The 13,331-nt window shown below is 48.8% G+C and carries 7 protein-coding genes; 2 read left to right on the top strand and 5 right to left on the bottom strand.

Translation table 11 applies throughout. From position 1 onward, the window contains the following. Positions 1–168: 168 nt before the first annotated feature. Together QUB64_RS06860 and glsA are read right to left on the bottom strand one after the other, a co-directional pair. The gene (locus tag QUB64_RS06860) at positions 169–372 is read right to left on the bottom strand and encodes a hypothetical protein (protein ID WP_333267104.1); all 204 of its coding nucleotides are present in this window, start codon (positions 370–372) and stop codon (positions 169–171) included. Between the two features lie 32 nt (positions 373–404). After that, a complete protein-coding gene (glsA, locus tag QUB64_RS06855) occupies positions 405–1,328 on the bottom strand; it encodes a glutaminase A (RefSeq protein WP_333267102.1) in 924 nt (307 codons plus the stop codon). A gap of 448 nt (positions 1,329–1,776) precedes the next feature. Between glsA and QUB64_RS06850 the strand changes: the two genes are divergently transcribed. After that, entirely contained in the window at positions 1,777–2,118 is a 342-nt protein-coding gene (locus QUB64_RS06850) for a hypothetical protein (RefSeq protein ID WP_333267100.1), read from the top strand. Here QUB64_RS06850 and QUB64_RS06845 read toward each other — a convergent pair. After that, a complete protein-coding gene (locus tag QUB64_RS06845; protein WP_333267098.1) occupies positions 2,115–3,104 on the bottom strand; it encodes a YdcF family protein in 990 nt (329 codons plus the stop codon). The genes QUB64_RS06850 and QUB64_RS06845 overlap by 4 nt on opposite strands. A 492-nt stretch (positions 3,105–3,596) precedes the next feature. Further along, on the bottom strand, positions 3,597–5,084 hold the full coding sequence (gene pap / locus QUB64_RS06840; protein WP_333267096.1) for a polyphosphate:AMP phosphotransferase: 1,488 nt from the start codon (positions 5,082–5,084) through the stop codon (positions 3,597–3,599). An 896-nt stretch (positions 5,085–5,980) separates the two neighbouring features. Between pap and QUB64_RS06835 the strand changes: the two genes are divergently transcribed. After that, a complete protein-coding gene (locus tag QUB64_RS06835) occupies positions 5,981–6,940 on the top strand; it encodes a GNAT family N-acetyltransferase (protein WP_333267094.1) in 960 nt (319 codons plus the stop codon). A gap of 339 nt (positions 6,941–7,279) precedes the next feature. Here QUB64_RS06835 and QUB64_RS06830 read toward each other — a convergent pair whose 3' ends face one another. Continuing rightward, entirely contained in the window at positions 7,280–13,054 is a 5,775-nt protein-coding gene (locus tag QUB64_RS06830; RefSeq protein WP_333267383.1) for an Ig-like domain-containing protein, read from the bottom strand. Between the last annotated feature and the right edge of the window lie 277 nt (positions 13,055–13,331).

The raw sequence follows: 13,331 nt of genomic DNA, 5'->3' as shown, positions 1-13,331 counted from the left end.
TCATTGGGAATTGGTCATTGGGAATTGGTCATTGGGAATTGGTCATTGGGAATTGGTCATTGGGAATTGGTCATTGGGAATTGGTCATTGGTCATTGGTCATTGGTAATTGGTCATTGGTAATTGGTCATTGGTAATTGGTCATTGGTAATTGGTCATTGGTCATTGGTCATTCGTTGTGATGTGATTTGATGCCCGGTGGATTCTTCCCAATTCCCTGTTTGGCCCATGCCCCACTGCCCTGTTTGGCCCACTGCCCTGTTTGGCCCGATGCCCAATTCCCTGTTTGCCCCATGCCCGATGCCCCATGCCCGATGCCCCATGCCCCATCCCCCATTCCCGATGCCCACCCTTCGACTTCGCGAGCGGGCAAGATGCCCTATGCCCGATGCCCCATTCCCCAATTTAATCAAATACACTCAGCCGCAGAGTTTTAACTATTTGTTCCAAGAGAAACAAACCGCCGACTGAATTTCCCTCTTTATTCAAAGGCGGACTGTAAGAGGCGATCGCCCCTTCACCCGGAATTACCGACAACAGAACCCCGCTAACACCAGACTTAGCTGGAATTCCCACCCGCAGCGCGAAGCGGCCCGATGCTTCATACAAACCGCAAGTCGCCATCAGCGCTTTCACAGTGCGGCAGTTTTCCGAAATTGCCTCGCCACCACTTACCAACAGCATTCCCAACTTAGCCAAATCTTCTACGGTTCCCGCCAAACAGCAAACCCGATTGTACGTTTCTAACGCAATTTCCGAGTTTTGCAGATAACCCGATTCTACCATTGAAGCGGCAAGATCCCAATTTTTTTGATTCGGCATTGCATTCACAGAATCGAGCATTAACTCGTCCACAAATAACTGACTTTTTGCTCGTTGATTCAGCCAAGTTAGCAGGTTTTGACAGCGATCGACCGCATTTTGACCGGGAATTAAAGACGCTAGGGCGATCGCGCCGCTATTAATCATCGGATTTCTCGGCTTCCCTTTATCTGTTTCCAGTTGAGTCAGGGAATTGAAAGGCATGGACGAAGGCTCGCAGTCCACGCAGTCAAAAACCGCTTTTTCGCCCAATTCGCACAGCAAGTAAAGCAGCACGAACGGCTTGACTGCGCTCATCAGCGGGAATGTGGTAGCAGCGCTCCCCCAGCTCAAAATTTGACCGTCAATTGCCCGAATTTGCACGGCAAACCCTTGTCTGTCGGCTTGGGCAAGAAGTGGTACGTAAGCGGGGATTTGACCGGATTTACTGCGATTAATTGCCTCTTTTGCCCAAGCTGCCAGTTGTTCAGGCTCTAGGGAAGATAGTTTGCTGGTAGATTTTTTCACTGTCGGTTATTTTAAATATTTGCGATTCGCGATCGCCCTTTTTAACCAAAAACTCTGTTTTTTAACTGAATTGCGCTACTTTAGCTCTACAAAAAACCCGGTTTGTGAGGTGAGAGCAAGTGCGATCGACTTTCAGAGTGCGATCGGTGCCACCTGCGAGCAGCTCGTTAATTTATTTATTGATAAAAATTTAATCAAAATCTCTACTTTGCATAAAAACCTCCCCTTCATCCCGATATAAAGGTAGCAGCTTAGCTGGCATGGCTGCTATCTAAAACCAACAAGCACTAGCTTGAAATGCCTTCAACTTCTTATTTTTAATCCCCAACAAGGGGCGGGGTGCATATTTAATTTAAATTTTTCAGAGTTCGCGGAATCCTTTCCGGAAACCCCCCGAACCTCTGAGAATCTACTATCCAACCGGATCTACTCAAACCAGGATAAAAAAATGCCAGACGAAGCGAAAGTAGAAGCAGAAAAACCCGCTCCGATGATTTTTAAGGGTGTTTGCAAAGACGGAGTGCTCAAGGGCAAAGAAATTGAAGGCAAACTAGACATCAAAGTTAACGTTGAATCAGTCAAAGCCGCAGAAACACCTCCAAAAAAATCCGAGTGGGAGGCGCCTATATTTTGGGCGGTGTTTTTATTAACTGCCAATTTTGCCGTCGGCGACCCCGCCGGAATGAGGAAATACAGCCCCCCACAAAGGTCTGATTCTCATGAGATGTCAAACCAATCTGGGGAGCAGTCGGTGTTGCCTCAGAAAAACACCACCAACTTGCCGCTTTAGGCCCTGGGAGCCTGCCAGCCGCGCAAATAGTAATAAACAGACCCGAAATATTCATCGAATACTCGTGTTGTAGTTACCAAAGCTTCTGCACTAGGCAGGAAATCTGCCGCATCTAAGCGCAGTCGGGTTTTCCCTCCTGACACGGGCTGGTAAGTGTAGAAGTCGGTAGCTCTGGGAATCACCTGGATTCCCATATTCGCAAAAGCGAGGCTGGCACGCCGCATCTGAATCGCAGATGTGACCAATATTACTTTGCGCCCAACGCCGCGGCTGTCGAGGATCTTTCTCACTTGCTCGGCGCTGGTGCGTATGTTGCTGCCATTATCGTCGAGAACGATACTGGTGCGCGGCACGCCCATGTTGCTTGCCAGCAAAGTCTGGATATCCTTAGCTTCGCCAGTATAATTCTGTAACTCGGGTCTGGGCCCAGCGCTAACGATGACCAAAGGTGCTAGTTGTTTTTTGTACAAAACGGCAGCATAGGGCAGGCGATTGCCTGTGTCTGTGAGTTGAATCGCTTCTCGGTTGGCGGCGTGAGCCTGAGTGGTTCCCTTGCCCAGCAGGACGATCGCCGCTGCTGTTTCATCGCAGCAAACTGTGGTGCGTGCAGCCGCATCCCGTTCTGCTTGATCGGCGAACCAGTAAGCCACAACTGGCATACTCGACAGGATCAAAACTAGCAGCGCAGCCAAGATCATTCTCGGCGCCGGGTTGCGGATGCCCCCATTCGTGATCAGCGCCGATGCAATCACCAGTAACGTAATCGAAAAACCCAGCGGCTTAAAGAAGAAAGCTATTAAGCCAAAAATCGCTGCTCCGACTGGCGTGTCTGGCGCGAAAAAAGCGAGGAACAAAAGACTGATCAGCAGCAAAACGCGCAGCCGGTCTAATAACGGATTGTCTTTGCCTCCCGATTGATCCCACCACGATTTGATCAGTGAGAAGAGGAGGAATAGAAATAGAATGCGAGCAAATAGTTCTGGCATCTTGCAATATTCTGTGTCTTCATAAATTAGTACGGAATTGTGGAACGAGCGCTAATTTAGATGCGGTAGGAAATGCCGACATCGGTTGGGTTGTTAACTTTCGCCGATCGCGCATCCCGATCGCATTTCTAAGAAATGCTCGATTCCGGTCAGCTATCAACTATTGGTTGCAGGCTGCAAGCCCCCTACTTTCAGTCAGTCGATTTGAGATTTTAGATTTGAGATTTTAGATTAACTCCACAGATGAATCTAGGAGCTCACACTTCGATCTAAAATTTTAGGATCTCCACACTCATAGCCTCGGGGGGTTGTACCCGTTTTGGGGCGGGTCACAGATTGCTGACAGATAATTGGTAATCGATCGCTGGTAATGGTCGATCGGTAATTGATAATGGATGGAGCCGGCGGCAGGTCAAATTGACTTGGCAATCTTGCCTGCTTTATGCTGCCTGTATTTTTTCCATTACCTGTTACCCATTCACCAATCCCAATTTATCGGCGTTTCAGTTGATTCCGAATTGCCTGCGTTACCGTTTGAATTACTTTAACACGAGCATAATACTTGTTATCGGCCGCAATTATAGTCCAGGGAGCTGACGGGGTGCTGGTGCGCTGAATCATTTGATTCACCGCCACTTCATAATAATTCCACTTTTCCCGATTCCGCCAATCTTCAGGAGTGAGTTTGTATTGTTTAAATGGATTTTTTTGTCGTTCTGTAAACCGCTTTAGTTGCTCGTCAGGACTGATGTGCAGCCAGAATTTAACTAAGACACAACCGAAACTGGTGAGTTGCTCCTCAAATTCGTTAATTTCCTGGTAAGCTCGGCGCCATTCGGGTTCGGTGGCAAATCCTTCCACTCGCTCGACCAGCACTCTACCATACCAACTGCGATCGCAAATGCTGATTTTACCAGCAGTCGGCAGCCGCTGCCAGAACCGCCAGAGGTAGTGGTGAGCTTTTTCTTCGTCTGTCGGGGCCGCAAAGGCGTTGACGGTGTAACTGCGGGGGTCTAGGATGTCCGTCAAGCGTTTGATCGCGCCTCCTTTGCCGGCGGCATCCCAACCTTCAAACAGCACTAACACGGGGATTTCATCTTCGTCGATGCTTTGTTGCAGCTTGCCAAAACGGGTTTGTGCTTCGCGAAGTTCCTGTTTGTATTCGTCGGGCGACAGCGCTTGCGTTAAATCTACTTGGGCGAGCAAGTTGGGTTCGGTGGGTGGCAAGCTTTCTTGAGGCGGTAATGGAACGGGTGCAGATTGCGTCGGGAGTCTCTCTAGGGCTTCTGTAATTGTCGCTGCCATTTGCGTTAAAACTTTGACTCTCCCCCAGCGCTGACAGTCCCCTTCTACTAGCGTCCAAGCTGCCGGCCCAGTCCCGGTTTGAGTTACCATTTCTTCGGCCAAAGTTGTGTATTCTTCGTATTTTTTGGCTTGTTTCCAGTCTTCGGGGCGCACTCGCCAAGCTTGTAAGCTGTCGTCTTCTAGTTTTTTAAGCCGGTGCTTGAGTTCTTTTTTGCTCAGGTGAATCCAAAATTTGGCAATTGCCGCGCCGTCATCTACCATCTGCCGCTCGAAGGCGTTGATTTGCCTGATGACTGTCGGTACTTCGGCGTCAGAAACTCTCTCGAATAAGCGGTCTTCTAAAACATGAGTGTACCAACTGTGATAGAAAAAGCCAATCCGCCCTCGCGCCGGCAGTTTCTCCCAAAACCGCCACAGGAAAGGATAGCCCATTTCTGCATCTGACGGCGGCCAAATTGGGTGGACGGCAAACCCCCGCGGATCCATGTACCCCACCATTTTTTTGACCAGGGCGCCTTTGCCGGCGGCCGCCCAGCCTTCGAGTACGATGATTGCGGGCAGTTTTTTTTCCCAGCAGGCTTGTTGGAGCGATCGCAACTGCTGCATTAAAACTTCGATTTTGGCATCATATGTTTCTTTGTCCAGCGAAATATCTAAATCGAGGTTGTCAAGCATATTGACCTCATTTCTCCCAAATAATACAACTGCTGTGTTGGCTTCAAACGCCGCTCCGGTAAATCATCCCCAATCTAAAATCTAAAATCTAAAATCTAAAATGGTATGACCTCACGCAGATCCGAGAAAGCAGTTTAACGTTAGTTTAACGTTTGGATAAAATTAAATCTTCAAGTGCCACAAAAAGTTATCAAAACTACACTTATGCCCGGTTAAAAGTACGGTGCTTCTGTAGCCCTATCCAGGCTCCAGTTAATACAAACAAAACTCCCCTCACATCAAACTTGCCAAAAAAAACCTCAGCGGTTATAGTTGAATTAGGGAACTTTTTCATAGGTTCAAATTCTCCCCTCCCCCAAGCGGGCGAGCAAACAGGAGCAGCAACAAATCCCTGAAACAGGATTTATTGTAAAACAGAGCAAAAGTAAAAATCAACTACCCGGTGGGGGTGAAAACTTCTTTACTTAGCTGTATCAAATTTATTTAAATAACCGTTAATCAAGCACCAGCCTTGATAACTTCGAGGGCGCTGCTTGCGAACATTTGGCGCTCCTCTAGCCGGAAACTCAAATACAAAACTAGCCCAAAAGGGCCAACCAATTTTTATGATTGCGCTATGAGATAAAACCTGAAAGCCTGGGTGATATAAACAGGTTTCTGAGTTTTATCAACACCATTCTCAACAACTAAAACCCGTGGAACAGGCCAGAAAGCCTGTTACTAAAACCCGTGGAACAGGCCAGAAAGCCTGTTACCGACATTTGTGCAAAATGTCCGTTTGTGGAATAGCCATCAGGGCTGTTACTGACATTTGTGCAAAATGTCCGAATTACTGTACTTGTTTGCGAATACCCATTAAGAGGAACAGTCCGCAATTACGGATTGCAAAGTTTTCTATGAATATCTTGACAACACGCTCCTACAAAGGCGAAAGTGACTGGTGCGCGATCGCCAATTTAATCGATGCTTGCGAAACAGTCGATGGCCCTGGCGAAGAAGTATCCGCCAGCGAATTCAAACTCGTACTCGACGCCCCCACACTCGACAAAGCCCGCGACGTACAGTTGTGGGAAGACGGAAACTACAGACTAATTGGTTTATCACTCCTAGATATGCCCGATTCCGAGGAGGAAATAGAAGGCTGTCTCTGGTTTTACGTGCATCCAAACGCGCGCGGCGGAGATTTGGAAAAAGATATGGTTAAATGGGGCGAAAAGCGGCTGGGCGAAGTCGCCAAAGAACGGAATTTGCCCGCCAAATTGCGTACCTACAGCCTCGAAGACAGCACCGACGAGATGCGGTTGTTAGAGAAACAGGGCTTTGAGGTCGATCGCTATTTTCTCACAATGGCGCGATCGCTCGCCGAACCAATTCCCGCACCCGAATTTCCCGCTAATTTTGCTCTGACGCACGTATCGGGAGAACAAGACATCCAACCTTGGGTAGAAATGTTCAACCAGTCATTTATCGATCACTGGAACCACCACGATTTAACCGCCGAAACCGTGCGATACTGGATGCAAGACGAGAATTATCAGCCAGAATTAGATTTAATTGCTGTTTCGGGCGATCGTAAATTTGCAGCTTTCTGCGACTGTCAAATCAAACCCCAAACAAACCCCCGCAGCGACACAAAAGACGGTTGGATTGAATTATTGGGTACGCGGCGCGACTTTCGGAAAATGGGATTAGGAAAAGCAATGCTGCTGGCGGGTTTGCACACCTTAAAAGCGGCGGGCGCAAATACAGCTAAACTCAGCGTCGATGCAGACAGTTTGACAGGCGCGACAAAGCTTTACCAATCAGTCGGTTTCCGCCCGATGGAAACTTGGCTGTCGTGGGCTAAACCAGTATAAATTCGTAATGGTGGCCAGAAACCGGGTTTTTGCGACCGACTTGGTGACAACTCCCAAATTCGGGAAAAAACCCGGTTTCTTGGATTGTGCGAGTGGCCAGAAACCGGGTTTTTGCGACCGACTTGGTGACAACTCCCAAATTCGGGAAAAAACCCGGTTTCTTGGATTGTGCGAGTGGCCAGAAACCGGGTTTTTGCGACAGATTTGGTGACAACTCCCAAATTCGGGAAAAAACCCGGTTTCTTGGATTGTGCGCCAGTAGTCAGAAACCGGGTTTTACCAACAATATTTGCCTAAAACCCATAATCTCCTCAACCCGCCCCGCCTTTTCTTGATTTCCTAAATCTGGCGGAAATTCACCGCTGTTATCAAATTCGCACTCACTCCAACCATAATACCTAACTCCTCTCCAGTCAACAGGTTTTTGATGATTGTTCCCTGAGTATTTTGAGTAATTGCTAACTGATTAAAACTTAAACCACCGCTTAATCCAATCAAATCTTGACCGACGGTAAAATCAGCGATAATATCAAATCCTCGATCGGCTTCTAAGACAAAGATATCATTCCCACTACCGCCAATTAAACTATCATTGCCCAAGTCTCCGTAAAGGATATCGGAGCCTTGACAACCAGTGAGAGTATCGTTGTCTTCGCCTCCGCAAATCGTATCATTTCCTTCACACCCGGACAGAATATCTGACTGTTCGTTACCGCTGATAAAATCATCGCCAGCCCCGCCGCAGATGGTGTCATCACCTTGACTTCCAAACAGGGAGTCCTCACCTTCACTACCAAGCACTATGTCATTCCCTTTGCCTCCAAATAAAGTGTCATTACCCTTACCACCATCGATAAAGTCATCATTTCTATTCCCATAAACGATGTCATCATCTTCGCGGCAATTTATCGAGTCATTGCCTTTGCCTCCGAAGATTAAATCATTGCCCAAGTTGCCAAGAATGATGTCATTATTTTCATCTCCAAATAGGGTGTCAGATCCACTACCACCGCTGATAAAATCATTGCCTGTGTTGCCGTTGAGGATGTCGCCGCTGTCGCCACCATATAAGTTGTCATCCCCGGGTTTGGCATCGAATATATTGCCAGAGTTGCTGCCCAGTAATTCATCGTTTTTGGCAGTACCTATTTGAATTGCCGATACACCGAGTATGGTGTTTTCAACTGCATTCGGTTGGTTTAAGTTGGGATAGTCAATTTTGTCGCAGATGCAGTCATCATTTGGGATGTTATTAGTTATTGGCGTTACCGATGGTGTTGGCGTCGGTGTCGGCGTTGGTGCGGGTGTCGGTGTTTCCGCAGGCGTTGGTGTGAGTATTGGTGTCGGTGTTAGCGTTACCAATGGTGCAGGAGTTGGTGTTGTTACCGGAGTTGGGGTTGTTACCGGAGTTGTTGTGGTGACAGGAGTTGGTGTTGTTACCGGAGTTGGTGTTGTGACAGGAGTTGGTGTTGTGACAGGAGTTGGGGTTGTTACCGGAGTTGGTGTTGTTACCGGAGTTGGTGTTGTTACCGGAGTTGGCGTGGTGACGGGAGTTGGTGTTGTTACCGGAGTTGGCGTTGTTACCGGAGTTGGTGTGGTGACGGGAGTTGGGGTGGTGACAGGAGTTGGTGTTGTGACAGGAGTTGGTGTTGTTACCGGAGTTGGTGTTGTGACAGGTGCGGGAATATTCACACTAAAATTACCTAAACCGCTAGCAGCAGACAAATTGCCAACAACATCCTTCACCTGCGATGCTTGCAAATTAACTGTGTAAGTAGCATTATCAGCATTATCCCAACTTCCGCCTGGGGGAGTAAACGAATATGTCGCTATGCGGGGCGTACCATTGCTATTAGTATTAACACTAATAAAGCTAGCAGGAATAGCACCACCTGACCAATTTACAACAACATCAGAATTATCTAAAGTCCTAACATCAACTCCACTGGCATCACTGAAAGTAACTGTCAATATCTGACTTGTACCACCCGCTGTAGTAATGTTAGAAATTGCGGCCAAGTTAGCCGTAGGTGGGATGACATCAATAATCGGTATCGTGATATTAGCAGTGCGAATTAGTTGAGTGGCTGCGGTGTTATTGTTACCCGCAGCATCTGTGGCCTTAGCTATGGGAATATCAACTGTGACATTACCACTAGCAGTAGGTGTGACATCAAAAGTGTAAGTTTTGGCATCAACTGTGACGAAGTTTCCGACAGCAGCATTGGCTACGGTGATATCAGTAGTATCAAAGCCAGTGACATTTTCACTGAAGGTGGCGGTGACGGTAAATAAGCCAGTTACTGTGGGTGTTGAAGTTGATGTGAGGGCTACTGTTGGTGCTGTAATATCGGCAGTACGAACAAGTTGAGTGGCTGCGGTATTGTTGTTACCTGTTGTATCTATTGCTGTAGCTGCGGGAATATCTACGGTGACATTACCAGTAGCAGTTGGTGTAACTGTAAAACTATAAGTTGTGCCACTACCTGTGAAATTGCTAATTATACTGTTAGTCAGATTCACGTCGCTTGCTATAAATCCTGTGACGCTTTCGCTGAATGTTGCTGTTACTAAAAATGGTGCGTTTGTGGTGGTTGGGGATGTTGATGTGAGGGCTACTGTTGGTGCGGTGATATCAGCAGTGCGAATTAATTGAATGGCTGCGGTATTGTTGTTACCTGCTGTATCTATTGCTGTAGCTGCTGGGATATCTACGGTGACATTACCAGTAGCAGTGGGTGCAACTGTAAAAGTATAAGTTGTGCCGCTACCTGTAAAACCGCTAATCGTACTGTTAGTCAGATTCACGTCGCTGGCGATAAATCCTGTGACGCTTTCGCTGAATGTTGCTGTGACTAAAAATGGTGCGTTTGTGGTTGGTGGGGATGCGGAGGTTAAGGCAACTGTGGGCGCTGTAATATCGGCGGTACGAGTTAGTTGCGTGGCTGCGGTATTGTTATTACCAGCGGTATCAGTGGCTGTAGCCGCAGGGATATCAACGGTGACATTGCCACTAGCAGTGGGTGTAACGGTGAAACTATAAGTTGTGCCGCTACCCGTGAAACTGCTAATCGTACTGTTAGTCAGATTCACGTCGCTGGCAATAAATCCTGTGACGCTTTCGCTGAATGTTGCTGTGACTAAAAATGGTGCGTTTGTGGTGGTTGGTGAAGTTGATGTTAAGGCAACTGTGGGCGCTGTAATATCGGCGGTACGAGTTAGTTGCGTGGCTGCGGTATTGTTATTACCAGCGGTATCAGTGGCTGTAGCCGCAGGGATATCAACGGTGACATTGCCACTAGCAGTGGGTGTAACGGTGAAACTATAAGTTGTGCCGCTACCCGTGAAACTGCTAATCGTACTGTTAGTCAGATTCACGTCGCTGGCAATAAATCCTGTGACGCTTTCGCTGAATGTTGCTGTGACTAAAAATGGTGCGTTTGTGGTGGTTGGTGAAGTTGATGTTAGGGCAACTGTGGGTGCTGTAATATCGGCAGTGCGGGTAAGTTGAGTTGCTGCGGTATTGTTGTTACCAGCGGTATCCGTTGCTGTAGCACCAGGGACATCAACGGTGACATTACCAGTAGCAGTGGGTGTAACGGTGAAAGTATAAGTTGTGCCGCTACCTGTGAAATTGCTAATTGTACTGTTAGTCAGATTCACGTCGCTTGCTATAAATCCTGTGACGCTTTCGCTGAATGTTGCTGTGACTAAAAATGGTGCATTGACTGTTGTGGGTGCGACGGATGTTAAGGCAATAGTAGGGACAACTGTCTCAACGATGATGTCTTTATTGTTTGCTAAAGATTGCCCCGCAGGAATAGTCAATGTTGTTGCGTTATTTCCAGCAGCATCTCTTAATGTTGCACCGACTGCTAAAGTGATCCCAGTTGAGTTGAGATCCGTGCTATTTTGTCCGGCTGCTGGAGTGTATATGCCCACAGCGGATGTGCCTGTGAAAGGTGCAATAGTGACAGTGCCACCTGTGTCTAAGGCGACTGTCATGTTACCGCCGACTAAGGTAACTGCTTCGCTGAAGTTGACGGTGACATTGATGTTGCCAGTTGTGCCGTAACTGCCGTTGGCGGTGGTAGACGTAACACTGGTGATCCTGGGTGCCACGCCATCGATAACTATGGCTTTGCTACCGCCGAGGGAATTAGCGGAGGCTAAGGTAGGAAGAGTTAAAAATGCGTCAAACGCTAAATCAGCAGTCTCTTTAATTGTGCCGCCATTGAGGAGGGCGTTGGTGGAGAGGTATTCTAAGTCGCCAGAGGTGTCACCTGCTTGCACTACATAGTTGAAGGTGAGGGCTGGAGAGCCGCTACCAGAGGCGTAGATGGCAAATCGGTCGGTTGTACCTGTTTCTAGTTGCAGTCGGGGTGTGCCGGTGATGTTGACAGCAGCATCGAAGGTGACGGTGATATTGATAGTAGAACCGACACCGTAGCTGCCGTCAGGAGTGGTAGCGGTAACAGCAGTGACTTTGGGGGTGGTGTTCAGCAGGATGGATAAGTTGTCGGACCGGTGCATCACAGCTAAGTCAGGTTTCCCGTCCAAGTTGAAGTCACCGATTCTGACGGACATGGGGTCAGTGCCACTAGGGAAGTCTACTTTGGTGGCGAAAGTGGGGGTGGTACCTCCGGCGGGGGTAGTGTTCAGCAGGATGGAGACGGTGTTGCTACCGTAGGTGGCCGTTGCTAAGTCTGGTTTCCCGTCACCGTTGAAGTCGCCGATGCCGAAGGATCTGGGGGTACTGCCAGTTGGGAATAGGAGGTCAACTTTAGTGGCAAAAGTGGGAGTGGTGGCAAAAGTGGGGGTGGTGTTCAGCAGGATGGAGACGGTGTTGCTGCGGCCCGCCGCAACTAAGTCAGGTTTTCCATCGCCGTTGAAGTCGCCGACGCTGAGCAACTCGGAGAGACCGTTAGTAATGAAGGTGGCTTCGGGGGCGAAGGTAGGGATGCCGGCTCCTGTGGTGGTGGTGTTGAGCCGGATGGAGGCGTTGTTGTTAGTACTGTTGTCGCCGACGGAGGTGCCCACCGCTAAGTCAGGTTTCCCGTCGCCGTTGAAGTCACCCTCCCAACTGGCGGATTGGGGGAAACTGCCAGTTGGGAGGGTGACTTGGGAGCCGAAAGTGGGGGCGGTGGCTGCGGTGGGGGTGGTATTGAGCAGGATGGAGACGTTGTTGCTGGAGAGGTTCACCACAGCTAAGTCAGGTTTCCCGTCGCCGTTGATGTCGCCGATGCCAACAGATATGGGGTTAGTGCCAGTAGGGAAGTCTACTTTGGTGGCGAAAGTGGGGGTGGCGCCTCCGGTGGTGGTGGTGTTGAGCAGGATCGAGACGGTGTTGCTCAGGCCGTTTGGCACAGCCAAGTCAGGTTTCCCGTCGCCGTTGATGTCGCCGATGCTGACGGAGGCGGGGAAATCGCCAGTAGGGAAGTCTACTTTGGTGGCTAAGGTGGGAGTGGTGGCTCCGGTGGGGGTGGTGTTGAGCAGGATCGAGACATCGTTGCTGCTGTTGTTGTTGGGCAAAGCTAAGTCAGGTTTGCCGTCCAAGTTGAGGTCGCCAATGCTGCCTTTGAAAGCAGAGCCAGTTGGGAAGTCAACTTTGGGGGCGAAGCCTAGTACGCCGCTGTAGGCTTTGAGGGTGATTGCTGTGAGGGCCAGTTTGGGCTTTTGGGGAGATGGGGGGATGAGTTGGGGGATGTCCCAAGTGCCGCCTAGTGCGCTGTTACCTGTAGTTTGGGGGTTGGCGGCGATGTTTGCGCCTGTGAGTTGGTGGAGTTGAGCGAGGAATTGGTGGCCTCTGTCCCCGGCTGCTACGCTGCATCCATACAATATGATGCTGGCATTCTCAGTGAAGCTGTTTCGCCACTGTTGCAACTGTTGGCTGTAGTTTTCTATGTTGCTGCTGTTTAGTTCTTTTGTGCCTAAGTACAGGCTGCCGGCGCTACCGTGTGTGATGATGTGTAGGGCTTCGATGCTTGTATGCTGAGCTAGGAGTGTGGTGATTTGCTCTATGGAATCAGGCTGGCTTTCGAGGATGTAGGTTGCAGTGCCCCTTTTGATGCCAGAAGCTATGTGGTTGCTGTCGGGTACTGTGGGGTCAAGGATGACTATTTCCGTTGCTTGGTTGCTTTAGCAACCAAGCAACGGAAGAAAAAATTTTTTTGGGGGATTAATTTTAACTAAAGTTTTCATCTGTTTTTGGTTCTAGTAGAATGCCTTGTTTTTGAGCTGCAAAGGCTCTGTAGCCGGATTTGAGTTAGGAGGCGGTAATTCTACCAGGAGGCAGATGACGCGCTAGATTTTTAACTACTAGAAATTTAGCAGGGTTCTAGTGTACTGTCAGTGGTTGAGCTTCTTCTTTACAAAACCTTTATATTTATGG

The organism is Microcoleus sp. Aus8_D2 (genome assembly GCF_036702665.1).
Taxonomy (GTDB): domain Bacteria; phylum Cyanobacteriota; class Cyanobacteriia; order Cyanobacteriales; family Microcoleaceae; genus Microcoleus.
Note: the sequence above shows the minus strand (reverse complement) of the source record. Positions and strands in the feature narration are given on the sequence as shown.

Excerpts from the sequence above, each read along its gene's own strand:
- QUB64_RS06845 (WP_333267098.1), bottom strand. The coding sequence starts at position 3,104 with ATGCCAGAACTATTTGCTCGCATTCTATTTCTATTCCTCCTCTTCTCA.
- pap (WP_333267096.1), bottom strand. The coding sequence starts at position 5,084 with ATGCTTGACAACCTCGATTTAGATATTTCGCTGGACAAAGAAACATAT.
- QUB64_RS06850 (WP_333267100.1), top strand. The coding sequence starts at position 1,777 with ATGCCAGACGAAGCGAAAGTAGAAGCAGAAAAACCCGCTCCGATGATT.
- QUB64_RS06835 (WP_333267094.1), top strand. The coding sequence starts at position 5,981 with ATGAATATCTTGACAACACGCTCCTACAAAGGCGAAAGTGACTGGTGC.